This window comes from Arhodomonas sp. AD133 (assembly GCF_051195215.1).
Lineage (GTDB): Bacteria > Pseudomonadota > Gammaproteobacteria > Nitrococcales > Nitrococcaceae > Arhodomonas.
This window is the reverse complement of sequence record NZ_JBNAZM010000021.1, coordinates 30,759-54,567: the sequence shown is the minus strand read 5'-3', so window position 1 is coordinate 54,567 and position 23,809 is coordinate 30,759. Positions and strand designations below refer to the sequence as shown.

Here is a 23,809-nt window from a genome sequence, read left to right as displayed (position 1 = left end):
GATGCGCTACGTGTATCGAACGCGCGTAATTATACGACGCGGCGACTGGGCTCGGACTGACAGGCGGCGAGAACGGCCTCCGCGTCGACGTCCAGACGGCCTGCGCTAGCGGCGAACATCGGCTCCAGCAGCACCCGCTCGAGCACCCCGCGTAGCGCCCGGGCGCCGGTGCCGCTGGCAAGCGCCTGGCGGGCGACCACCCGCAACGCCTCCGGCGTGAACTCGAGCCGGCAGCCGTCCATCGCGAATAGCGCCTGATACTGGCGCACCAGAGCATGGCGCGGCTCTGTGAGGATTCGCGTGAGGACCGCCTCGTCCAACGGATCGAGCACGGTGGCGAGGGGCAACCGGCCCACGAGCTCCGGAATCAAGCCGTAGGCCGTCAGATCGATGGGCTGGAGTGCCTCGCCGAGCAACCCCACCGGCACCTCCGGCGAAGCCACTTCGGCGCGGAACCCAATACCGCCGCCGTTCACGCGAACCGCAACGTTCGTCTCCAACCCCTCGAAGGCGCCACCGCAGATGAAAAGCACCTCGCGCGTATCCAGCTCCGGCACCGGCGCACGGGGGCTGCGCCGCGCCTCCGGCACAGGCACACGCGCGCCTTCGAGAAGCCGCAGCAACGCCTGCTGCACACCCTCGCCGGAGATATCACGTCCGTGTACCGGGTTGTCGGCGCGCACGGCAAGCTTGTCGATCTCGTCGATGTAGACGATACCGCGCGCGGCGCGGGCGACATCGCCGCCTGCCGCCTGCACCAGGCGCTCGGCGATCACGTCCACGTCGTCGCCGACATAACCGACCTCGGTCAACGACGTGGCATCCACGCTCGCGAACGGCACCTCGAGAAACCGTGCCAGCGTCTCGGCGAGCAGCGTCTTGCCCGCACCACTGGGGCCGATCAGCAACACGTTGCTCTTGCGGATCTCGGGCTCGCCGGGCGAGGGCCGCAGCGTCAGGCGCTTGTAGTGGTTGTACACGGCCACGGCGAGGCTGCGCTTCGTCTCCGTCTGCCCTATGACGTACTGGTCGAGGAAGTCGTGTATCCCATGCGGTGTTGGCAGCTCCGCGAGCACGGGGCGCTCGGCGTCGTCGGGGCTGCGCTCGAGAATATGGGCGCACTCACTGACGCAACGGGCGCAGATGGAGGCCGAAGGAGCGGCCACCAATGTGGTGGTATCCGTCTCCGGACGGCCACAGAACGAGCAGATGGTGCGCCGCTCACGAACGCCGCCGGTGCGGTTCTCCCGTGCCCTGCGACCCATGGCTAACCCTCCGCGCTGTGCCCTGATTCCGGGGACGGCAGATGCCCGGCCATACACGTGCGTCCCCCTGTCCTCATTTATAGGATTCTTGAGCGCAGACGCCAGTTCCTCGTGTGCTAATTGCGCAATACACCGAATCTGTGATCCTGAACACCCGCCCCTGATATCATCAGGTCGAACGATGCAATGCCTTCCCGGAGGATCCTCATGCCCCTGGACCGCAAACTCCTGGACGTCCTCTGCTGCCCGGTCACGAAGGTACCGGTACGGCCGCTGCGACGCGAAGAGCTCAAGCGCGTCAACGAAGCGATCGACGCCGCCGAGCTTCACCACATGGACGACACGCCCGTGGAAACCGCCCTGGAGGAAGGTCTGGTCACGACCAGCGGCGAACGGGTGTACCGCGTGGACGACGGCATCCCCATCATGCTCGAGGAGCGGGGCATTCTCGTCCGCGAGCTCGGCCTGAAGTGAGCGCACAGCGCATTGATGCCCTGTTGACCTGGGGCAGCCAATGCCTCGCGGGCAGCGAAAGCCCGCGCCTGGACGCCGCTGTGCTGCTCGCCCACGCCGTCGGTGCCTCGCGCACCTGGCTACATACCTGGCCGGAACACACCCCCGGCGAGGCCGCACGCGAGCGCTACAGGACGCTCGTCGAACGCCGCGCCGCGGGCATGCCAATCGCCCACCTGACCGGCGAGCGCGAATTCTGGAGTCTGACGCTGCGCGTCACGCCCGATACCCTGGTGCCACGCCCGGAAACGGAGACGCTGGTCGAAGCAGCGCTCTCGCTACCCCGACTTCCACGGCACGTCCTCGATCTCGGCACCGGCAGCGGCGCCATCGCCGCCGCGCTCGCCCACGAGTGGCCGGCGGCAAAGGTCGACGCGGTCGAGCACGACGAGCGCGCGGCTGCGGTAGCCGGCCTGAATGCCCAACGGCTCGGGCTCGCTGACAGACTCACGGTGTACCGAGGCAACTGGTACGAGCCACTGGGCACGAGACGCTATGAGCTCATCGTAAGCAACCCGCCCTATATTGACGCGGACGAACCGGAGCCGTGGCGTGACGACGCCGCCTGGGAGCCGCGCGGGGCATTGATCGCTGCCGATGCCGGCCTCGCCGACATCCGCGTCATCGCCGCCGACGCCCGCCGCCACCTGGCCACCGGCGGACACCTCATTGTGGAACACGGCTGGCGTCAGGGCGGAGCCGTTCGGCGACTTCTCGCCGACTACGGCTTCGCCGGAATCCAGACCCATCTCGACCTAGCCGGCCGCGAGCGCGCGACCGGTGGGCAATGGTTACAATCGTCGGCATGAACGACGAACAGCTCCTGCGCTACAGCCGCCAGATCATGCTCCAGGGCCTGGACTACGAGGGCCAGCAGCGCCTGCTGGAAAGCAGCGTGCTGATCGTCGGCCTCGGCGGGCTCGGCGCGCCCGCGGCACTCTACCTCGCCGCCGCCGGGGTTGGCCGGCTGGTACTGGCGGACTTCGACCGCGTCGAGCTCACCAACCTTCAACGTCAGGTCATCTACGACACCGACGCGGTCGGTACCGCCAAGACCGACGCCGCTGCAACGCGCCTGCGCGCGCTCAACCCGGATATCGAGATCGAAACGGTCGCCGCACCGCTTGACGACAGCAACCTTCCGGCACTGGTGGCCGGCGTGGATGCCGTCGCCGACGGCTGCGACAACTTCGCGACACGGTTCGCGGTCAACCGGGCCTGTGTCGGCGCGGGTCGACCGCTGATCTCGGCGGCGGTGATCCGGATGGAGGCGCAGCTCGCTGTCTACCGGGCGGATCGTGCGGACGGACCCTGCTACCGCTGCGTCTTCCCGGACGACGGCGACGAGGCCGAGACCTGCAGCGAGACCGGCGTCCTCGGCCCGCTTACGGGGGTCGTCGGCAGCCTTCAGGCCGTGGAGACCGTCAAGGTCCTGGCCGGACTCGGCGAACCGCTCGATGCCCGCCTCATGACCCTGGACGCCCTGACCATGCAATGGCGCACCCTGCGGCTCACGCGCGATCCCGACTGCCCGGTATGCGGCCACCGTTGAGGAAACGACTGACGACCGGGCGACAAAACACGAAGGCCCGGGCCGGCTCTATAGAACCGTCGCGTCCTTTGCCACCCCCTTAGTGGGCGCCGAGTTCAGCACGAAATGCGGATTCCAGCCGGTCCATGGCCGCATCGAGGGGCAGATCGACGCCGAGGCTCGCCAGGTCCGTCACCTGCAGACCCGCGTACCCACAAGGGTTGATGCGGCCGAATGGTTCCAGATCCATGGCCACGTTGAACGACACGCCGTGGTAGCTGCATCCGCGGCGCACGCGCAGGCCAACCTGGGCGATCTTCGCCTCGTCCACGTATACCCCCGGCGCATCAGCTCGCGCATGGGCATCGATACCGAGCTCGGAGAGGAGTGCAATCACGCTTCGCTCGAGCATGGTGACCATGCGCCGCACACCGATACCGCGGCGGCGCAGGTCCACCATCGGATAGGCCACCACCTGCCCCGGACCGTGGTAGGTCACCTGCCCACCCCGATCAACCGGCACAACGGGGATGTACCCCGGCGCAATCACATGTTCGGGTTTTCCATTGAGCCCCTGAGTGAATACCGGCGGATGCTCCACCAGCCACAGCTCATCCTCGGTGGCGGCATCACGCGCTGCGGTGAACGTCTGCATGCGACGCCACACCGGCTCATAGGCCTCGCATCCGAGGCGTCGCGTAACCAACGCCGGACCAGGGATATCGACGGTTGCGCTCACAGCGTCATCAGCACATCGTCGTGCGCGTGGAGGGCACGGTATATGTCGTCGAGCTGCGCGCGGCTGGTGGCGCGCACCGTGACGGTCACGGACACGAACCGCCCATTACGGCTCTCGGCAATCTTGATGCCGGCCCGGGCCTCATCGGCATACTCGCCGATCAACGTCCGCACCGTGGCCTCGAAATCGACCCCCGCACGCCCCATCGCCTTGATGGGAAAATCGCAGGGAAATTCGATGGGGCTGTCGTCGTATTCACTCATGGGACTGTCTCCTCCGCGCGTGCGCCGACGTCGAATGCCCGCTTGCGGCGGTCGAACGCCTCGCGCACGCACTGCCAGACCGGACCGGGGCAGCCATCGCCCACCGCCCGCCCGTCAAGCCGGATCACCGGTAGTATCTCCCGGGTGGCGCTCGTCAACCACAATTCCTGCACGTGAGCGAGCTCTTCCGCTGCGACACGCCGCTCGGCCACCGGCAGCCCCGCCTCCCGGGCAAGCTCGAGCACCAGGCCACGGGTAATCCCGGACAGCAGAGCCGGCCCCGGCGGCGGGGTAACCACGGTGTCGTCGATTACCGCGAAGACGTTGCTGGCCGACGCTTCGGTAACCTCGCCGTCGCGAACGAGCACAGTCTCCTGAGCGCCCGCATCCTCGCCAGCCTGCCTCAACAGCACGTGGCCGAGCAGGGATATCGACTTCACATCGCAACGCGCCCACCGGATATCGTCCCGGGTGACGGCCTCCACACCGCTGTTCGCCTTCGTTGGTGGCCCCGGCAGATCGGTCGCATAGGCGAATACGGTCGGCGCCACCCCATCCGGAAAGCGGTGATCCCGGCGGGCAGCCACGCCACGCGTGACCTGCAGATACACCATGCAGTCATGGTACGCGCCGTGGAGCAGGCCGTGGACGATGCCCCTGAAATCCTCACGCGCCGCTGCCTCCAGACCGATCGCCGCGAGCCCCTTCTCAAGGCGGAGGAGATGGCGCTCCAGCAGAAAGGCCCGACCGCCATACGCGGGGATCACTTCGTAGACACCGTCGCCAAACAGAAAGCCGCGATCGAGCGGGGAGATGCGAGCAGCGTCGAGCGGCAGCCACTCGCCATCGAGGTAGCAAACTGGCTGCGTCACTCGAACCACAGCAGCACTTCGTCGGTCATGCGGCTGATGATTCCGCCCTCGGCGACATCCTTGAGGGCCACCAGCGGCACTTCGGCCACGGTCCGCTCACCGAGAGTCACCAATACACGACCGTACGTCTTGCCTCCGGACACCGGCGCCGTGATCCGGCCATCGACGCTCAGGCTGGCTTCGAGCTTCTCGTACTGTCGCTTGGGAATGGTGACGTAGAGATCATGGCGAATGCCCAACTGCGCCGTGTCAGCCGATCCTTTCCAGACACGGGCATTGGTAAGCCCCTTGCCGCCCTCGTAGAGCCTGTGGGTCTCGTAGAAACGGAAGCCGTAGTTCAGCAATGCCTGGCTCTGGTTGATGCGCGCATTGGGGCTCGACGTGCCCATGACCACCGCGATCAGCCGCATACCGTCGCGCTCGGCCGAGCTCGTGAGGCAGTAGCCGGCGCTCTCCGTGTATCCGGTCTTCAGCCCATCCACGGTTTCGTCGCGCCATAGCAGCTTGTTGCGGTTGCTCTGCTCGATACCGTTCCAGGTGAACGACTTCTGCGAATAGAACTGGTAGTAGTCCGGGAACTCGCTGATCAGCGCCCGCGCAAGGATCGCGGTATCTTCCGCGGTAGTGTAATGGTTCTCGTGGGTCAGGCCCGTAGCGTTGGTGTAGTGCGTGTTGTCCATGCCCAGCGCATCCGCGTACTGGTTCATTACCTGGGCGAAGGTCTCTTCGGTGCCGGCAACGTGCTCGGCGAGTGCGATGCTCGCGTCGTTGCCCGACTGAATGATCATGCCGCGCACCAGGTCACCCACCTTCACGCCGTCACCCACCTCGATGAACATGCGCGACCCGGGGGCACGCCACGCCTTCTCGCTGATACGCACGGTATCGCCCATCGACAGGTTGCCGGCCTGTAGCTCCTTGAACACGACGTAGGCGGTCATCAGTTTGGTCAGGCTGGCAGGGTCCCGCCTGGAATCGGGATTGTCCTGCGCAAGCAGGCGACCACTGTGGTAATCCATGAGCACGTAACTCTCCGCGCCGAGGCTCGGAGGCTGCGGCACCGGAATCGGCTGGGTCTGCGCCTGCGCGAACACGGCGTGGGCGAGCAGCGAGAGGACGGCGACGACGAATAGCGAGTAACGACGGATTCCGTGCATGATGCCTACGTGCGGTTATCGACTGACTTTTGGCGTTGTGCCCGACTCGGCGCTCAATCCTCGGCCATGATGACATGGCCGCCGGTGAGCCCCCGGGCTCTGAGTCGGCTACCCAGACGATCGGCGGCGTCCGCGTCGGTAAGCGGCCCAAGCCGCACCCGGTAGACGCGGCGCTCGCCGCTGGTGCCGGCGTCGATGCGAATCGGCGCCGAAACTGACGCATCGCGCAGGCTCGACGCCATGCGGCGGGCGTTGTCCGGGCTGCTGAACGCACCGACCTGAACGAAGTAATCGACCGTCCCTGGCACCTCGGGTTCCGCCGGTTCGGCATCCGGCTGACGCGACGGCGGCTTGCGCGTCGTGTCATGGCCCTCCGGGTCGACCACTCGAATCGCCACTGGCGCCGTCCCGGCGGACACCACGCCGAGCTTGCTCGCGGCGGCATACGAGAGATCGATGATGCGCCCCTTGGCGAACGGGCCTCGGTCGTTGACCTTGACCACCGCGGTCCGGCCGTTGTCGAGATTTTTCACCTCGACCCAGGAAGGCAACGGCAAACGCTTGTGCGCCGCGGTCATGGCATACATGTCATACGGCTCGCCGCTCGAGGTGCGCTTGCCGTGGAACTTGCGTCCGTACCAGGAGGCGACACCCCGCTGGGAAAAACCCTCGGCGGAATCGAGCACGCGATAGCGTCGACCGAAGACCACATAGCTGGGCGGATTGCCGTAGCGGCTTTGGGGAACCTCCTTCGGCACCGCGTCAGGCAGGCTACCGGGGTCGCCAATGGGGTCACCGGGCCCATCTTGAGGCGAGCTTGCGCAACCGCCGAGCCACAATGAAGCGGCCGCGAGCAACAACCGCCACGGACGCTTCACGCACCGGCCTCCCGGCGCGTGGCAATGGCATCGGCAAGCTGATGCACCGCCATCGCGTACAGTGGGCTGTGATTATAACGGGTGATGACATAGAAGTTATCCAGCGTCACCCAGTACTCGTCGCCGTTCTCGCCCTCCAGTACCGTAAGCCGCGCCGCGGATTCCGACGGCAGGGCACGGACGGGCTGGACACCGGCGGCCGCGAGCTCGCCGACGGTGGTGTCGGGCTTCATGCCGTTGGTCTCGAACCGCTGCCAGTCATCACCGATGACCTCGGCGGCCACTGCCACCTCGCCACCCGAGCGCCAGCCATGCCGGGCGAAGTAATTCGCCACACTGCCGAGCACGTCCGGCAGCTCCTGCCAGAGATCGCGTTGGCCGTTATCGTTGAAATCCACTGCGTACGCACGATAGCTACTCGGGATGAACTGCGGCATCCCCATGGCCCCGGCGTACGACCCCTCCGGCTCACGGGGATCGAACCCCTCCTCACGGGTGAGCAGCAGATACGATTCCAGCTCCCCACGGAAAAAGTCGCTGCGCGGCGGATAATCGAACGCCAGCGTGCGCAGGGCGTCGAGCACCCGGTGACGACCTATATAGCTGCCATAGCGGGTCTCCACGCCGACAATCGCCACGAGAATCTCCGGGGGAACCCCGTACGCGGCACTCGCCTGGTCGAGCAACGCCGCGTTCTCCGCCCAGAATTCCACGCCCGCGGCGATACGGTCCTCTTTGAGGAAGATGTCGCGATAACGATGCCAGGGCAAGGCTTCGGCCGGGCGCTCCATGGCATCGATGATGTCCTGTTGGCGACGACTGTCGGCGAGCACCGACTGGACTTCCTCGACGGTGAACCCGTGCTCGGCGGCCATGCGTTCGGCGAAGCGCTCGAAGGCCACCGACGGCTCATTACCTGCCTGCACGGTGCAGCCGGCGCTGACAACGAGCCCGAGCAACAGCGCCAGTGCGCGGTCGAGGCGAATGCTGCGATAGCGGCGGATCATCGGCCCCCCTGAAGATCCGGTGCCCGTCCCGGTCAAGACGACCACAGACGGCGGTGGGTATGAATGGACATGAGAATACCGAAGGCCGCCATCAGGGTCACCATGGAGGTACCACCGTAACTGATCAGGGGCAGCGGCAACCCCACCACGGGAAGAATACCGGACACCATGCCCATGTTGATGAAAAAGTACACGAAGAACGTGAGCGAAATACTCCCGGCGAGCAGACGGCCATAGTGATCCTGGGCATATGCGGCGATCCACAGCCCGCGCGCGACGACCGCGAGGTACAACGCCAGCAACGCACACACCCCGAAGAAGCCGAATTCTTCGGAAAGCACCGCGAAAACGAAATCCGTATGGCGCTCGGGCAGAAACTCCAGATGGGACTGAGTGCCGGCCAGCCAGCCCTTGCCGTACATGCCCCCGGAGCCGATAGCGATCTTCGACTGGATGATGTGATAGCCAGCGCCCAGGGGATCGCGCTCCGGATTGAGGAAAGTGAGCACGCGCTCGCGCTGATAATCGTGCATGCCGAAATACCACAGCAACGGCATCCCGGCTGCCGCGGCGAGGCCACCGCCGAGCAGGTAACGCCACCCGAGCCCGGCGAGAAAGAGCGCAAACACCCCGGCCGCGATCACCAAGACCGCGGTTCCCAGATCCGGTTGCATGGCGATCAACCCACCCGGCACGGCGATGAGCGCCAGCGTGACGAGCACGGCCGGCAGCCGCGGCGGCATGCCATGCGCGGCGAGGTAGTAGGCCACCATCATCGGCAACGCCAGCTTGAGCAGCTCCGAGGGCTGGACATTGATCACCCATAGATGAAGCCAGCGCTGAGCGCCGCCGGCACTCACCCCCACCAACAGTACGGCGACCAGGCTGACCAACCCGACGCCATAAAGCACCGGCGTCCAGCGGCGCAGCACCGAAGGCGGAATCTGAGCCAGCACCACGAGCACGGCGAAAGCGAGCCCCAGGCGCCAGAGCTGACGCTGCCAGGCGTCGACATCACCACCGAATGCGCTGTATAGCACCACCAGCCCATAGCCGGCGAGCAAGGCGAGCAGTCCCAGCAACGGGCCATCGAGATGCAGATAGCGTTGCAGCGGTGTGAGTTGACGCAGGCTGCCGGGCAGATACTCAGCCATCGCTGCGATACCCCCTGGCACTGTCGCGTAGCCCGAGCAGCCAGGCGTCCATCACCGTCCGCGCAATCGGCCCGGCCGTGGCGCCACCGCTGCCTCCGTTCTCCACCACCACCGCAACCGCTATCTCCGGCTGCTCGGCGGGTGCGAAGGCGATGAAAAGGGCATGGTCGCGCAGACGCTTCTCCAGCTCCTCGGCGTCGTACTCCTCTTCCTGGCCGATCCCGAAGACCTGGGCGGTTCCGGTCTTGCCGGCGAACCGGTACGCGGCATCCTCGCCGAGCGCCCGCGCTGTGCCCCGACGCCCGTGCACCACATCTTCCATGGCGTCGATCACGGTATCCCAGTAAGCCTCGTCGCTCACACCGATCGATGGCTCGCTGTCCGCGGCCGCCGCGCGCACGCCGGTCTTGCCTGGCTCGTGGATTGCTCGCAGGAGGTGGGGCGGCACCGCATCGCCGCGATTGGCGAGAATGGCGGTGGCATAGGCGAGCTGCAGCGGCGTCGACAGCATGTAGCCCTGGCCGATCCCGGCGATGATGGTCTCCCCGTGGTACCAGGGCTCGCCCTTGGTGCGCTTTTTCCATGCCTTCGACGGGACCAGGCCCGGCTCTTCGCCGGGCAGGTCGATTCCGGTCCTGCGACCGAAGCCGAACGGCTGCAGGAAATCGTGCATGGTGTCGATGCCCATATTGAAGGCGAGGTCGTAGAAGTAGGTATCGCACGATTGCGCGATCGCCTGGTGCAGGTCCACCTCGCCGTGCCCCCAGCGCTTCCAGCAACGCCAGCGATGATCGACGCCGGGCAGTGAATAGTAGCCCGGGTCATAGACCGTCTCCTCCGCGTTCTTGGTACCGGTCTCCAGCCCCGCCAACCCCATGAACGGCTTGACCGTCGAGCCCGGCGGATACTGGCCGCGGAGCGCCCGATTGAACAGCGGCTTGTCATGCTCGGTCTGCAACCGCCGATACTCATCCAGTGAAATGCCATTGACAAAGAGGTTGGGATCGAACGTCGGCGTGCTCGCGAAAGCAAGCACCTCGCCACTCCCCGGATCGACCGCCACCACGGCACCGCTTTCGGCACCAAGCGCGGCCTCAGCGACCTTCTGCAGGCGCACGTCGAGGCTCAGGTAGAGATCCTCCCCGGGAGCAGGCGCACTGCGTTCCAGGGTACGCAGGCGCCGCCCCATGGCGTTCGTCTCCACACGCTCGACGCCCACCTCGCCATGCAGGCGGTCCTCGTAGAAACGCTCGACGCCACTCTTGCCGATGTGACTGGTGGCGGAATACTGCGCCGCCGGCAGCTTCTCGAGCTCGCGCTCGTTGATGCGGCCGACATAACCGACCGCATGCACGGCCGTTGCCCCAAGCGGGTAATGCCGGGTGAGCTGCGCCTTCACCTCCACGCCGGGGAACCGGTGCCGGTCGACAGCGAGCTTGGCGACTTCCTCCTCAGTGAGGTCGAACTTCAGCGGAATTTCCTGAAACCCCGGCCGCTGCCGGCGCAGGCGGTGAAACCGCTCCAGATCCACCGGTCGGAGCGTGACGACACGCCCCAGGCGCTTGAGCAGGCGTTCCATGTCAACGACCTGCTCCGGCGTGACGACCAGCCGGTAGGTGGGCACGTTCTCGGCAAGCAGGACACCGTTGCGATCGTAGATGAGGCCCCGGGTGGGCGCGACCGGCACCACCTTGACGCGGTTTTCCTGGGATAGCGTGCTGTAGTGCTGATAGCCGGCGACCTGCAGCCACCACAGCCGCCCCCCGAGAACCGCCATCGCAGCCATCACCAACAGCAGGCTGACTGCCAGACGCGAGCGCACGAGCCGCAACTCCCCGGCCTGGTCCTTTATCTGTTGATCGAGCATTCGTGTCAGCGGACGTTGAAGCGCCGGCGCATTTCCCGGAGGAAAACGAAGACCAGTGGCCAGACAACCGCGGCGGTGGGCGCCGGCAGCCAGTGCTGCCACCCTACCTCGGGCTGCCCGGTGATCCCGTCGAGCCAGAACAGCAGCACGCGCACCAGCAACGTCAATAGCAATACGGTGAACGCCTGCTGCCACAGCGGAAAGACACGCAAGCGCTGATGGAGTTTCATCGTCAGCCAGGCGACCAGCGCGAACGCGAACCCGTGTGCCCCCAGCAACGTGCTTCGCAGCACGTCCACGAGTAACCCGCTACACCACGCCACGCCGACACCCACGCGCTCGGGCAGGGCCAGAACCCAGTAAATGATCACGAGCAACGCCCAGGGCGGACGCAGCAGGTCCACGGATTCGGGCAAAGGCACCACCGCCAGGACCAGCGCCCCCACGAGGCTCACGACGATGACCCAGCCGCCACCGCGCCGCGGCGCGTTCATGAGCCCGGCGCCTCGACCTCGGGCTCGGCGGCATCCCCGCCGGCGAAGCGCTGCACATCACCGTCCCGGCGGACCAGCAAGACTTCCTGGAGCCGATTCAACGCCGCCGCCGGGCGCACATCCACGCGGGCGAAGGCCTCCCCGGGGTCAGTATTCACACGTGCCACGCGCCCGACGGGGTACCCGGGCGGAAACCGCCCGCCGAGTCCGGAGGTGACCAGCAGGTCACCGTGACGTATGTCGGTGTTGTTCGGCAGGTTCTTCAGGGTGAGCGAGGACAGGTCACCGGTGCCCACCGCTACCGCCCGGACGCCGTTGCGGTTGACCTGAACCGGAATAGCGTGACTCGGATCGGAGATCAGACGCACTGTCGCGGTGAATGGCCCGACCTCGTTGACCTGGCCGACTATGCCGCCGGCATCGAGCACCGGCTGCCCGGCGTACAATCCGTCGGTGGCCCCCTTGTCAATGCGCACGAGATGCGTCGTGGGGTCGAGATCGACACGCATGAGCTCCGCGATGAGCACTGCCTCGCCCACCTCGTAGGCCGAATCGAGCAACTCGCGCAGACGGATGTTTTCCTCTTCCAGGGCATCGAGCTTCAGCAATCGCGCCTGGTTGAACATGTTCTGGTCCCGCAATCGCTCGATTTCGGCGAGCAGCTCGCGCCGGCCCCGGAACTCGCGCGAGATGAACTGGCCGAGTTGCGACGGAAGGTCGGCAGCCATCTGGACGGGATAGACCACGGCGGAGAGCGCATAGCGTGCCGGCTGCAGCACATTGTGGCGATGGTCAACCACCATCAGCGCCAGAGAGACCAGCGCCAGAAGCACCAATCGGGCGGTGACCGAAGGACCTCGTGCGAACAGCGGTTTGATGGCTTCCCCCGGGGTCTGACCAATTGCGCCAAAGGATAACGCCAAAACGGTGCCCTTGTGGGCCCGCTCATCATCCCCAACCTGTTCGTCACCGGGCGAACGCCCGTGCTATTCGCTGACGAACAGGTCCGTTCCGCGCTCGTCCATGAGCTCCAGGGCACGCCCGCCCCCGCGGGCGACGCAGGTCAGAGGTTCATCGCCAATAACCACCGGCAGGCCGGTCTCCTCCATGAGCAGACGGTCGATGTTACGTAGCAGCGCACCGCCCCCGGTCAGTACGATTCCGCGCTCGGCGACGTCGGCACCGAGCTCCGGGGGGGTCTGCTCCAGCGCGGTCTTGACCGCGCCGACGATCCCGGACAACGGCTCCTGCAAAGCCTCCAGGATCTCATTGGAATTCAGGGTGAAACTGCGCGGCACTCCCTGAGCGAGATTGCGGCCCTTGACCTCGAGCTCACGGACTTCGGTGCCCGGGAACGCGGTACCGATCTCGTGCTTGATGCGCTCGGCCGTGGCTTCGCCGATGAGGATACCGTAGTTCCGGCGGACGTAGTTGATGACTGACTCATCGAAGCGGTCGCCGCCAATACGCACCGATGCCGCATAGACGATGCCGTTCAACGACAGCACGGCCACCTCGGAGGTACCACCACCGATATCGAGCACCATGGACCCGCGGGCCTCGTCCACCGGCATGTTCGCACCGATGGCCGCCGCCATCGGCTCCTCCACCAGGAACACCTCACGCGCACCGGCACCGGCAGCGGACTCCTTGATCGCCCGCCGCTCCACCTGCGTCGAGCCGCAGGGAACGCACACCAGCACACGCGGGCTCGGCTTGAAAAAGCGTGCCTCATGCACCTTCTTGATGAAGTTCTGCAGCATCTTCTCGGTGACGGTGAAATCGGCGATGACACCGTCCTTCAAGGGCCGCACGGCGCGGATGTTGCCCGGCGTGCGGCCGAGCATCAGCTTCGCCTCCTGACCCACCGCGGCGATGTGTCGCGGCCCGCCGTCACGATCCTGGCGGATCGCTACTACCGATGGCTCGTTGAGAACGATGCCCTGGCCTCGGGAGTAGATTAATGTATTGGCAGTGCCCAGATCGATAGAGAGATCGTTGGAGAAAAGTCCACGAATGCCCTTGAACATCCCGAGAATCCAGCCGGTCGAGGAAAGCGGCTAATCTAACAACGGGTGGGGGTTTGGGCAAGCTGGCTTCTGTGCTAGCTTTTCGGCCTCTGTAACGCGATCACGCGGGGCACCCCCGGATTCCCGCTCGTCGGCCGGCGATGCCACGCGCCTACCTCACACGGAGAGAGCACATGTCCCTGGATGCTTCGGCAGTGAAGCAGATCGCGCATCTCGCGCGCCTCGGCATCGACGAATCCGCGGTGCCCGAGTATGCGCGCAACCTGAGCGACATCCTCGATTTCGTCGAACAGATGAGTACGGTGGAGACCGAGGGTGTGACCCCACTCGCGCACCCGCTGGACATGACCCAGCGCCTGCGCGCCGACGAGGTCACGGAGACCGATCAGCGCGAGCGCTTCCAGTCCATCGCGCCGGCCACCGACGCCGGCTTGTACCTGGTGCCACGGGTCATCGAGTGACCCCGCTACGAGGACCGGCTGGCACTATCCCGGACGCGACGCGCCCGGGACGGGTCAACCGGCCCTGAGGATTCCGAGTCACCATGCACGACAAGACCATCGCCGAGCTCTCCGCCGGGCTCGCCGCCGGCGAGTTCTCCAGCCGTGAGCTCACCGAGCACTTTCTCACACGCATTCGCGAGCTCGACGGCCGTCTCAACAGCTTCATCACCGTGACCGAGTCGCAGGCGCTCGCTCAGGCCGAGGCCGCCGATGCCGCCCGTGCCCGCGGTGAAGCGGGCCCGCTCACCGGCGTGCCGATCGCACACAAGGACATCTTCTGCACCGACGGCGTGCGCACGAGTTGCGGCAGCCGCATGCTCGACAACTTCACCGCGCCGTACGACGCCCACGTCGTCGAGCAACTCGCCGACTCCGGCGCCGTGATGCTCGGCAAGACCAACATGGACGAATTCGCCATGGGCTCGTCCAACGAGACGAGCTATTACGGCCCCGTGCGCAACCCCTGGGATACCGACGCCGTGCCCGGTGGTTCCTCCGGGGGCTCGGCGGCCGCAGTGGCCGGCCGTCTCGCGCCCGCGGCCACCGGCACCGACACCGGCGGCTCCATCCGTCAGCCGGCGGCGATGTGCGGTATCAGCGGCCTCAAGCCCACCTACGGGCGGGTGTCTCGCTACGGCATGATCGCCTTCGCCTCGAGCCTCGATCAGGGCGGCCCCATGGCCCGCACCGCCGAGGACCTCTCGCTGATGCTCGGCGCCATGGCCGGCTTCGACCGCCGCGATTCCACTTGCCTCGAGCGCGAGGTACCCGACTACCATGCGGCGCTGGACACACCGCTGAACGGCGTGCGCATCGGCCTGCCGAAGGAGTACTTCGGCGAGGGTCTGGACGCCGGCGTACGCGCGGCCATCGACGCGGCCGTCGAGGAGCTGCGCGGCCAGGGCGCGGAGATCCGCGAGATCTCGCTGCCGAACACTCACCTCGCCGTGCCGGTGTACTACGTCATCGCGCCGGCGGAGGCGTCCTCCAACCTCTCGCGTTTCGACGGCGTGCGCTTCGGCTACCGTTGCGAGAATCCCGTGGACCTGGAGGACCTCTACACCCGCAGCCGCGGCGAGGGCTTCGGCGACGAGGTCAAACGCCGCATCATGGTGGGCACCTACGCACTGTCCGCCGGCTACTACGATGCCTACTATCTCAAGGCGCAGCAGGTGCGGCGGATGATCCGCGACGACTTCGCCCGCGCCCTCGAAGAGGTGGACGTGATCCTCGGCCCGGTGGCGCCCACGGCAGCGTTCAACATCGGCGAGAAGGCCGACGACCCGGTGCAGATGTACCTCTCCGACATCTACACCCTCGCGGTCAACCTCGCCGGACTGCCCGGCCTGTCAGTGCCTGCCGGCTTCGTTGATGGCCGTCCGGTGGGCATGCAGCTCATCGGCAACTACTTCGACGAGGCGCGGCTGCTCAATGTCGGCCACCGCTACCAGCAGGCCACTGACTGGCACCTGCGTAGCCCCGAGGACTACGCGTAACGGCAGAAAAGGTCGCGGGTTTCGGGCTCCGGGTTTCTGGTTTCGGGCACCACCGCGGCAACGCCCGGGATCCCCGAAACCCGCAACGCGAAACGCGCCACGAGAAACCTCCAATCAGGATACTCGTCATGGAATGGGAAACGGTCATCGGGCTGGAAATTCACGTCCAGCTCGCCACCAGGACCAAGATCTTCTCCGGCGCCTCCACGGCCTATGGCGCCGAGCCCAACAGCCAGGCCTGCGCCGTGGACCTGGGGATGCCGGGCGTGCTGCCGGTGTTGAACGAGCAGGCAGTGCGCTTCGCCGTGCGTCTCGGACTCGCCCTGGAGGCGGACATCGCCGGCCGCTCGGTATTCGCGCGCAAGAACTACTTCTACCCCGACCTGCCCAAGGGCTACCAGATCTCACAGTACGAGCTGCCCGTGGTCGGCCGCGGCCACCTGGACATCGAGCTCGATGACGGTGGCACCAAGCGCATCGGCGTCACCCGGGCCCACCTGGAGGAAGACGCCGGCAAGAGCCTGCACGAGGGCTTCGAAGCGATGTCGGGCATCGACCTCAACCGGGCGGGCACGCCGTTGCTCGAGGTCGTCTCCGAACCCGACCTGCGCTCGGCCAAGGAAGCCGTGGCCTACATGAAGAAGCTCCACTCGCTGGTGCGCTATCTCGGCATTTGCGACGGCAACATGCAGGAGGGCAGCTTCCGCTGCGACGCCAACGTCTCCGTGCGCCCCAAGGGGCAGGAGACCTTCGGCACTCGCGCGGAGCTCAAGAACCTGAATTCCTTCCGCTTCGTCGAGCGGGCGATCAATTACGAAATCGAGCGCCAGATCGAGCTCATCGAGGATGGTGGCGAGGTCGTTCAGGAGACCCGCCTCTACGACGCCGACAAGCACGAAACCCGCTCCATGCGAACCAAGGAGGAAGCGAACGACTATCGTTACTTCCCCGACCCCGACCTGCTGCCCCTGGAGGTCACACCGACGCTGATCGACGACGTTCGCGACGAGCTCCCGGAGCTGCCGGATGCCAAGAAGGCGCGCTTCGTCAGCGACTACGGCCTGCCCGCCTACGATGCCGGTGTGCTCACCGCCAGCCGCGAGCTCGCCGACTACTTCGAAGCCACCGCCAGGGCCTCCGGCGGCGAGGCCAAGCTCGCCGCCAACTGGGTGATGGGCGAGCTCTCGGGCGCCCTCAACAAGGCCGGACTCGACATCACCGAGAGCCCGGTGAGCGCCCAGGCCCTCGCCGGACTGCTCCAGCGCATCGAGGACAACACCATCTCCGGCAAGATCGCCAAGGACGTCTTCGAGGCGATGTGGGCCGGCGAAGGGGATGCGGATGCGGTCATCGAGGCCCGCGGCCTCAAGCAGGTGACCGACAGCAGCGCCATCGAGGCCATGGTGGATGAGGCCATCGCCAACAACCCGACCCAGCTCGAACAGTATCGCGCCGGCAAAACCAAGCTGCTGGGCTTTTTCGTCGGCCAGGTGATGAAGGCCTCCGGCGGCAAGGCGAACCCGCAGCAGGTCAACGAGATCCTCAAGCGCAAGCTCGACGGCTGAACCGACGGTCGCACCCGCCGGAACTGCTATCATCCGATGGCGGGCGCCCGGCGCCCGCCGGGCGCTGATGACAACCACCGTGAGACGGGCCCATGAGTGATCGCCTCTACCGATTCCTCTTCGAGAACGCCGACGTTCGCGGCGAGCTCGTGCAGCTCGACGATGTCTTCCGCGAGGTCATCCGCCGCGCGGACTATCCGCCGGTCGTCTCACGCCTGGTCGGCGAAGCGATGGCTGCCGCCGCATTGCTCACCGCCACGCTGAAGTTCCGGGGGCGGCTCGTGCTCCAGATCCAGGCCAACGGCCCACTGACCATGCTCGTGGTACAAGTCAACAGCGACGGCACACTGCGGGCGCTGGCCCGCTACAACGCCGAGGTCCCGGACGCACCCCTGAACCAGCAGGCAAGTGGTGGCGCACTGGCGATCACCGTCGATCCGGAGGACGGGACCGAGCGCTATCAGGGCATCGTCGATCTCGCGCCGGGCAGCCTCGCGGCCGCGCTGGAGAAGTACTTCCGCGACTCGGAACAGCTCGACACCCGCGTGTGGCTCTCCGCCGTCGAAGGGCGGGCCGGCGGCATGCTGCTCCAGCGGATGCCCGGCGACGCCACAGAAGACGTCGATGCCTGGGAACGTGCGGGCCATCTCGCGGAAACGCTCACCGTGCGCGAGCTGTTGAACCTCGATGTCTCCGAGATCCTGCGCCGGCTCTTCCACGAAGAGGACATCCGGCTGTTCGACCCAATGCCACTGCGTTTTCGCTGTCGTTGCTCCCGCGAAAGCGTGGGCGCGATGGTCGCCTCCCTCGGCGAGGCCGAGGTGCGCGACATCGTGGCCGAGCACGGCCTCGTGGAGGTGCACTGCGACTTCTGCAACGAAGCCTACCGATTCGATCCGGTGGACGTGGAACAGCTGCTTACCGACCCCACCGGCCCCTGCCCGTCCACGACACAGCATTAGTATCCGGAATCGGTTTCAGGCCGGCGTGCCGGAAGCGGACTGATTACGTCGCCGCAAGAGGTTGCGGCACCGAAATGGTCGACCACTGAGCGGCACCACCGCCTTCGTGCGCTTGGTGGCACTGCGCACTCTCAATGATTCGTTGCCGAGGCTTCACTATCGGCTTACGGGCTCCGGTCCGCGCGGCGCCCCCTTACCCCGGCGACCAGGTGTGCACCGGTGCACCGGTGGCGGCGTGCTCTGACAGGGCTTCCACCCGCTCGTCGCTTGGTCTGCCACTGAACCAGGTGCGCAGGTCCCGTCCGGTTCGCGCCCGCTCGGCGACGATGCCCAGCCACTCGCGGCGCTCCGCCGCCACGACCCCGAGCCGTGCTAGCCCCTCGTCCGCGGGCCCCTCGGCCGCCTCGATCACGACGTCGGCCAATTGCCGCTTGCGCCCGAACCACGACACCCACCCGGCCAACCCCCGACGCACGGCCGTGCGCAGGTTGGCCTCGGCATCGTCGAATACCAGCCGTGCGGGAGGGTGCTGGTCCATCAGGCCATGAACGAGCCCCACCCAGAACGCAACAAGCGCGACCGTGTCGGTCACCGTCGGGCCCGGTGCCAGCAGCCGCGTCTCGAGCGCGTAGCGCACGTCCACCCCGCCGTGAATGGTCACCCTTGCTCGTTGCCAGCGCCAGACGGTGGCATCGTGATAGCGCAGCGCAGCGAATGCGTCCTCCGGCGCAGCCGCCACCGTGCCGGCAAGCACCGGATGATGCTGGCGGTTACTCACGAACTGCCAATAGAGGTCGTCACGGCCGTAGCCGGCCCCGATACCCGCGCGCAGCTGCCGGGTCTCGCCGCTGCCGAACCGCAACGCAGCCAGGATCGCCGTGGCGACATCGGCCACCTCGCCACCGCCGACACGCTCGGGAAGCCCGCCACCGGCGGCCACCACCAGGGACGAAGCAGCCACCGCCGCATTGTACGGATCCGCCGCGCGCCCCGGCTCCAGCGACAGACACACGCGCAACGGAAATAGCTGGGAGAACGGTGCCGACGGCCCCCCCGGCGCGGCCGTCATGGCGGTCGCGAGCGTATGTCGCGCGGCCACCTCCTCGGGATCGGGCTCGTCGACATCGACGGCGGCCGGAAGTCCCGGGAGAGTCGTCAGCGCCAGACCGTCACCAACCTCGCCACCGAGGCTCGCGGCGAGGCGCGTGAACGCCTGCGCTCCCCAGTCGCCACAACCCTGCTGCACGTGCGCCACCTGCCAGCCCCGAGAGCCGCGGCACCACACGGGAAGCGTCAGCGACAGCGCTCGCTCGGCCGCACGGGCGCTGCCGTCGGCGAGTGCCTCGCGCAGCGCCAGGGTGTCGTCACGCAGCCGGCGATGAAAACGCGCCCGTGCCTCGTCGGTCACCGCCGTTGCCTCTGTCCGAGCTCGGCGTCCAGGGCGCGCAGGCGCTCGGGCGTACCCACATCACACCAAACGCCGCCGTGATACGTCGCGGTAACGCCACCCCGCACCGCAGCGGCGTGCAGCAGCGGCGCAAGCCGGAATGCCCCGGGCTCGCAGCCGACGAATAACCGGGGTCGATAGACCCCGATCCCCGAAAAGGTCAACCGGGGGCCATCGCCGCCGACTCGCCCATTCCGGAAGGTGAAGTCACCGTCGGGATGATGGGCGGGGTTATCCACGAGCACCAGATGCGCGTCACCGTCAGGCGCCGCTGGCAGCCGACGGAAATCGAAATCCGACCAGACGTCGCCATTGACCACGCAAAAGGGCGCGTCACCGAGCAGCGGCAGAGCGCGGAGAATGCCACCACCTGTCTCCAGCGCCCGGGGGCGCTCATCGGAGATTCGGATGGACAGCCCCCAACGGCGACCGTCCCCCAGATGATCGGTGAGCGCCTCGGCCTGCCAGGCGACGTTCACGATCACCTCGACCACACCCGCCGCCGCCAGAGCCTCCAGGTGCCAGTCGATCAACGCACGTCCGCCGACCGGCAGCAACGGTTTGGGGCGGTCGTCGGTGAGCGGCCGCATGCGCTCGCCACGACCGGCGGCGAGAATCATCGCCCGCATGCGCTCTCCTCGCCCACGCCATGGCGGTCGAACAGGCTCAGCAGTGGCGAAAGCGCCGGCCATGGTGCGGCCTCGCGACGGATAAAACGTGCGAACCGCGGCAGCTCCGGCAGGTAACGGGACTTGCCGTCGCGATAGTAGAGCCGGGCGAAAAGCCCGAGAATCTTGAGGTGGCGCTGCACCGCCATCCAATCGAGATCCTGACGAAAAGCCTCGTCGTGGGGCACAGGTAGGCCCACGGCGCGCGCCTCGGCGAGGTAGAAACCGATCCAGCGATCCTCCGTCGGCGCCGGCCACTCCCAGAATGCATCCCTCAGCAGGGCAGCGAGATCGTAGGCAAGCGGCCCGTAAACCGCGTCCTGGTGGTCGATGACTCCGGGGAGGCCCTCGCAGACCATCAGGTTGCGTGCCATGTAGTCGCGATGGACATATACCTGCGGCTGCGCGAGCGCCCGCGCGACCAACGCGTCACAGACACACTCCCAGGCACCGAGATCGCGCGCGTTCAGACGGATCCCGCGATGCTGTTGGAGGTACCACTCGGGAAACAACCCGAGTTCGCGGCGCAACAGCGCCTCATCGTAAGGTGGCAGAACCCCAGAGCGCGACGCCGCCTGCCAGCGCACCAGCGCTCGAAGCGCCGCAGGCATGAGACGATCGTCCTCCCCGCGTGCGAATCCCGCCAGATAGTCCCGCTCGCCGAGATCCTCCAGCAGCACGAGGCCGCGATCCGGCGCTGCCGCGTACACCTCAGGCGCATGCACGCCGGCGGCACGCAACAGCTCCCCCGTGCGCAGGAACCGATGCACTTCGTCGGCACCGGGCACGGCGTCCATGACCACGCGAGTGCCACCGGCATGGCTGACACGGAAGTAGCGCCGCGGGCCGGCATCGCCGGCGATGGGCACCAACGGTCCGCGCCCCGGCCCGATCTGGCACGTCAGCCAGTCATCGATCTCCTCGATCCGGGACACCGGTGGCCCGGATGTGTCGGCGGTCATCACGCCAGTCGCACTCCTGGTCGGCGGCATTGTGAGCTCGAAGCCCGTGCGTCATCGGGCAGGGACATGATACGCAAACCGCGTACGTTTGCGGCCCCCCGGGAGCTGTGCGAAGGTAGCCCGCGCCCGGCGCGACCTACCCAGGACACGATCAACCAGCAGGAGAGTCAGCGTTGACGCCTCGCAGCCGCCTATCCGCCCTGACCCTCGCCGCCTCGTTCGCAGCCGGCATGCCGACGGCACAGGCGGCAGAGAGCCCCTGGGCGTTGTGCGGCCCCGCGCTGACCCCGCCCCCCGTCGGCGACCCCACAGCGCGTGATGAACCCGATACCCCGACCCAGGTCGAGGCAGGCTCGGCACGCTTCGACGGTGAACGCTACATCCTCACGGAATCGCCGCGCGTGCAACGCGCCGACCGCCGGATCACCGCCGAACGACTGACATTCGCCGACCGCGAACAACGCATAACAGCCGAAGGCAACGTGCGCTATCAGGAAGCGGGGGTCCTGCTGACCGCCGACGATGCCACCGTGGACCTGGACGACGACTCGGGGCACTTCTCAGCGGTGACCTATCGTGTGGACGCGGGCCACCTTCAGGGCCATGCCGGCGAGGCCCGGATGATCGACGAGTCCCGCAGTCGCTACCGCGATGTGCGCCTGTCCACCTGCAACCCGGGCGAAGAGCTCTGGTGGCTCAGCGCCGAGGAGCTCACCATCGACCGAGAGGCACGCCAGGGCATCGCCCGCAACGCGGCAGTATCCGTGGCAAACGTGCCCATTCTGTACACACCGTGGTTGCGATTCCCGGTGGGCAGCGAGCGTCTCACGGGCTTTCTCGCCCCCTCGCTCGGATACGACAGCGAGGGCGGCGCCGCGCTGTCGACGCCGTGGTACTGGAATATCGCCCCCAATCGCGACGCCACCCTGACGCCGACACTGCACACTGACCGCGGGTTCATGCTGGGCGGCGAGGTCCGCTACCTCGAACCCCACGCCGGCGGCGCAATCCGGGCGCAGTACCTCCCGGACGACGACGCCTTCGGAGACGACCGCTGGTCGCTGCACCAGCGCCACCGCTTCGCCGTGAACGATCACTTCAGTGGCGAGCTCGTCCAGCGCCGGGTGAGCGACAGCGACTTTCTGGACGATTTCGATACCTCCTTCGGCGACGACGCGTTCGACAGCGCGGAACGCAACCTGGAGAGCTACGCGCGCATCGGCTGGAGCGAATCGGACTGGACCGTTGCGGCGGACGCGCAGGATTGGCAGACGGTGGACCCGCTGTTGCCGCGCGCCCGGGAACCCTATGCCCGCCAGCCCCGCCTCGGCTTCGATTACCGCCCGCTGGTGACAGGCCTGCCGATTGACTTCAGCCTCACTGCCGAAGCGGTGGACTTCGCCCATCCGCACCCGGATCTGCGCACCACCGGGCAGCGTTATGACCTGCGCCCTCGCCTGTCGCTGCCGATGCGGAGCCTGGCCTACCATGTCGAACCGGCAGTCGCCTACCGCTACACGGGGTATCGGCTGGACCGCCCGGACGCTGGCGACGAGACGCCGCAACGCCGCGTACCCATCTACAGCGTGGACGCCGGCATGAACTTCGTCCGCGAGGCCAGCTTCTTCGGCGACCCGGTCACCCAGACCCTGGAGCCGAGGCTGTTCTACCTGCGCGTGCCCGAGCGCTCGCAATCGTCGCTACCGCTGTTCGACACCGGCGAGGCCGCGCTCACCTACGGCCAGCTCTTCCGCGCCAATCGCTTCACCGGCGCGGACCGGGTCGGCGACGCCAATCAGCTCACCGTCGGCGTCAGCACACGCTTCATCGACCGCGCCACCGGCGCCAGCCGCCTACGATTCTCCGCCGGGCAGATCCTCTATTTCGACGACCGCGAGGTCACCCTCGACGGCGAGCCGGAGACCGACTCCCGCTCTGACTACGTCACCGAGCTCCGCGCCAACTTGCCGGCGGGCCTGTCCACCACGCTCAACTTCAACTGGGATCCCCGCGACGCGGGGAACCGCGACCTCTACGGGCGTGTCCGATGGCGTGGTGGGCCGAGCCGCGTGCTCAACCTCACTTACCGCGACCGCCGCGGGGACGACCGCACCCGGCTGGAACAGGCGGAAACCAGCTTTGCGTGGGCGGCGAGCCCGCGCTGGACGCTGCTTGGCGGCTGGCGCTGGGATCTCGACGACGATCGCACCGCCGAGCGGTTCGTGGGCCTGGAGTACGATAGCTGCTGCTACGCGCTGCGCGCCGTGCACCGTGCCCGCCAGGGCTCGGATCCCGGCGACGACCTCCAGACGCAGGTGATGCTGCAGTTCGTCCTCAAGGGCCTCGGCGGGCTCGGTGATACAATTCCGCAATTCTTCGAGGACAGCGTACCCGGCTACCGCGCTCCGACCTATTAGCCCGGTACGCGCGCACACA

23 protein-coding genes are annotated in these 23,809 nt (G+C 66.9%); 8 read left to right on the top strand and 15 right to left on the bottom strand.

The window, feature by feature from the left end:
• Positions 1-29: 29 nt before the first annotated feature.
• Entirely contained in the window at positions 30-1,265 is a 1,236-nt protein-coding gene (gene clpX, locus ACPEES_RS13035) for an ATP-dependent Clp protease ATP-binding subunit ClpX (protein WP_435103933.1), read from the bottom strand.
• A 207-nt stretch (positions 1,266-1,472) separates the two neighbouring features.
• Here clpX and ACPEES_RS13030 point away from each other — a divergent pair, with 207 nt between their 5' ends.
• The 3 genes from ACPEES_RS13030 to ACPEES_RS13020 are packed head-to-tail and all read left to right on the top strand — an operon-like array spanning position 1,473 to position 3,330.
• Positions 1,473-1,739, top strand: a complete 267-nt coding sequence (locus tag ACPEES_RS13030; protein ID WP_435103932.1) for a Trm112 family protein — start codon at positions 1,473-1,475, stop codon at positions 1,737-1,739.
• On the top strand, positions 1,736-2,587 hold the full coding sequence (gene prmC, locus ACPEES_RS13025; protein WP_435103931.1) for a peptide chain release factor N(5)-glutamine methyltransferase: 852 nt from the start codon (positions 1,736-1,738) through the stop codon (positions 2,585-2,587). Before ACPEES_RS13030 ends, prmC begins: the two co-directional genes overlap by 4 nt.
• The gene (locus tag ACPEES_RS13020) at positions 2,584-3,330 is read left to right on the top strand and encodes a HesA/MoeB/ThiF family protein (protein WP_435103954.1); all 747 of its coding nucleotides are present in this window, start codon (positions 2,584-2,586) and stop codon (positions 3,328-3,330) included. The genes prmC and ACPEES_RS13020 overlap by 4 nt, the downstream gene beginning before the upstream one ends.
• Positions 3,331-3,409: 79 nt before the next feature.
• Here the strand turns inward: ACPEES_RS13020 and lipB are convergent, their stop codons facing one another.
• The 11 genes from lipB to ACPEES_RS12965 form a co-directional block, all read right to left on the bottom strand.
• Complete coding sequence (gene lipB / locus ACPEES_RS13015; protein ID WP_435103930.1) at positions 3,410-3,964, bottom strand: lipoyl(octanoyl) transferase LipB; 555 nt, start codon at positions 3,962-3,964, stop codon at positions 3,410-3,412.
• A gap of 80 nt (positions 3,965-4,044) precedes the next feature.
• Entirely contained in the window at positions 4,045-4,311 is a 267-nt protein-coding gene (locus ACPEES_RS13010) for a YbeD family protein (protein WP_435103929.1), read from the bottom strand.
• A complete protein-coding gene (locus tag ACPEES_RS13005; protein WP_435103928.1) occupies positions 4,308-5,183 on the bottom strand; it encodes an aminotransferase class IV in 876 nt (291 codons plus the stop codon). Before ACPEES_RS13005 ends, ACPEES_RS13010 begins: the two co-directional genes overlap by 4 nt.
• Positions 5,180-6,340 carry a D-alanyl-D-alanine carboxypeptidase family protein gene (locus ACPEES_RS13000; RefSeq protein WP_435103927.1) on the bottom strand — a complete coding sequence of 387 codons (1,161 nt, stop codon included), beginning with the start codon at positions 6,338-6,340 and terminating at the stop codon, positions 5,180-5,182. Before ACPEES_RS13000 ends, ACPEES_RS13005 begins: the two co-directional genes overlap by 4 nt.
• A 53-nt stretch (positions 6,341-6,393) precedes the next feature.
• Positions 6,394-7,218, bottom strand: a complete 825-nt coding sequence (locus ACPEES_RS12995; RefSeq protein WP_435103926.1) for a septal ring lytic transglycosylase RlpA family protein — start codon at positions 7,216-7,218, stop codon at positions 6,394-6,396.
• Entirely contained in the window at positions 7,215-8,225 is a 1,011-nt protein-coding gene (gene mltB / locus ACPEES_RS12990; protein ID WP_435103925.1) for a lytic murein transglycosylase B, read from the bottom strand. Before mltB ends, ACPEES_RS12995 begins: the two co-directional genes overlap by 4 nt.
• A gap of 32 nt (positions 8,226-8,257) precedes the next feature.
• Positions 8,258-9,379: a rod shape-determining protein RodA gene (gene rodA, locus ACPEES_RS12985; RefSeq protein ID WP_435103924.1), complete on the bottom strand. Its 1,122-nt coding sequence runs from the start codon at positions 9,377-9,379 to the stop codon at positions 8,258-8,260.
• Positions 9,372-11,246, bottom strand: coding sequence for a penicillin-binding protein 2 (mrdA, locus tag ACPEES_RS12980; protein WP_435103923.1), 1,875 nt, complete (start codon positions 11,244-11,246; stop codon positions 9,372-9,374). Before mrdA ends, rodA begins: the two co-directional genes overlap by 8 nt.
• A 5-nt stretch (positions 11,247-11,251) precedes the next feature.
• Positions 11,252-11,740, bottom strand: a complete 489-nt coding sequence (gene mreD / locus ACPEES_RS12975) for a rod shape-determining protein MreD (RefSeq protein ID WP_435103922.1) — start codon at positions 11,738-11,740, stop codon at positions 11,252-11,254.
• Positions 11,737-12,663, bottom strand: a complete 927-nt coding sequence (gene mreC, locus ACPEES_RS12970) for a rod shape-determining protein MreC (protein WP_435103921.1) — start codon at positions 12,661-12,663, stop codon at positions 11,737-11,739. The genes mreD and mreC overlap by 4 nt, the downstream gene beginning before the upstream one ends.
• Before the next feature lie 63 nt (positions 12,664-12,726).
• Positions 12,727-13,770, bottom strand: a complete 1,044-nt coding sequence (locus tag ACPEES_RS12965) for a rod shape-determining protein (protein WP_435103920.1) — start codon at positions 13,768-13,770, stop codon at positions 12,727-12,729.
• A gap of 173 nt (positions 13,771-13,943) precedes the next feature.
• Between ACPEES_RS12965 and gatC the strand changes: the two genes are divergently transcribed.
• The 4 genes from gatC to hslO all read left to right on the top strand — a co-directional run bounded on the left by gatC (position 13,944) and on the right by hslO (position 18,296).
• A complete protein-coding gene (gene gatC / locus ACPEES_RS12960; protein WP_435103919.1) occupies positions 13,944-14,231 on the top strand; it encodes an Asp-tRNA(Asn)/Glu-tRNA(Gln) amidotransferase subunit GatC in 288 nt (95 codons plus the stop codon).
• 83 nt (positions 14,232-14,314) lie between these two features.
• Positions 14,315-15,769, top strand: a complete 1,455-nt coding sequence (gene gatA / locus ACPEES_RS12955) for an Asp-tRNA(Asn)/Glu-tRNA(Gln) amidotransferase subunit GatA (protein ID WP_435103918.1) — start codon at positions 14,315-14,317, stop codon at positions 15,767-15,769.
• Positions 15,770-15,897: 128 nt separating this feature from the next.
• Positions 15,898-17,334, top strand: coding sequence for an Asp-tRNA(Asn)/Glu-tRNA(Gln) amidotransferase subunit GatB (gatB, locus tag ACPEES_RS12950; protein ID WP_435103917.1), 1,437 nt, complete (start codon positions 15,898-15,900; stop codon positions 17,332-17,334).
• A 92-nt stretch (positions 17,335-17,426) separates the two neighbouring features.
• Positions 17,427-18,296, top strand: a complete 870-nt coding sequence (hslO, locus tag ACPEES_RS12945) for an Hsp33 family molecular chaperone HslO (RefSeq protein ID WP_435103916.1) — start codon at positions 17,427-17,429, stop codon at positions 18,294-18,296.
• Between the two features lie 193 nt (positions 18,297-18,489).
• Here the strand turns inward: hslO and ACPEES_RS12940 are convergent, their stop codons facing one another.
• Genes ACPEES_RS12940 through ACPEES_RS12930 form a run of 3 tightly spaced genes read right to left on the bottom strand, consistent with a single transcriptional unit; the run spans position 18,490 to position 21,373 of the window.
• Positions 18,490-19,704, bottom strand: a complete 1,215-nt coding sequence (locus tag ACPEES_RS12940) for a hypothetical protein (RefSeq protein WP_435103915.1) — start codon at positions 19,702-19,704, stop codon at positions 18,490-18,492.
• A complete protein-coding gene (gene murU / locus ACPEES_RS12935) occupies positions 19,701-20,372 on the bottom strand; it encodes an N-acetylmuramate alpha-1-phosphate uridylyltransferase MurU (protein ID WP_435103914.1) in 672 nt (223 codons plus the stop codon). Before murU ends, ACPEES_RS12940 begins: the two co-directional genes overlap by 4 nt.
• Entirely contained in the window at positions 20,360-21,373 is a 1,014-nt protein-coding gene (locus tag ACPEES_RS12930; RefSeq protein WP_435103953.1) for an aminoglycoside phosphotransferase family protein, read from the bottom strand. Before ACPEES_RS12930 ends, murU begins: the two co-directional genes overlap by 13 nt.
• Positions 21,374-21,546: 173 nt before the next feature.
• On the opposite strand from ACPEES_RS12930, the gene ACPEES_RS12925 reads away from it, so the two are divergent.
• Positions 21,547-23,790: an LPS-assembly protein LptD gene (locus ACPEES_RS12925; RefSeq protein WP_435103913.1), complete on the top strand. Its 2,244-nt coding sequence runs from the start codon at positions 21,547-21,549 to the stop codon at positions 23,788-23,790.
• Positions 23,791-23,809: the final 19 nt, after the last annotated feature.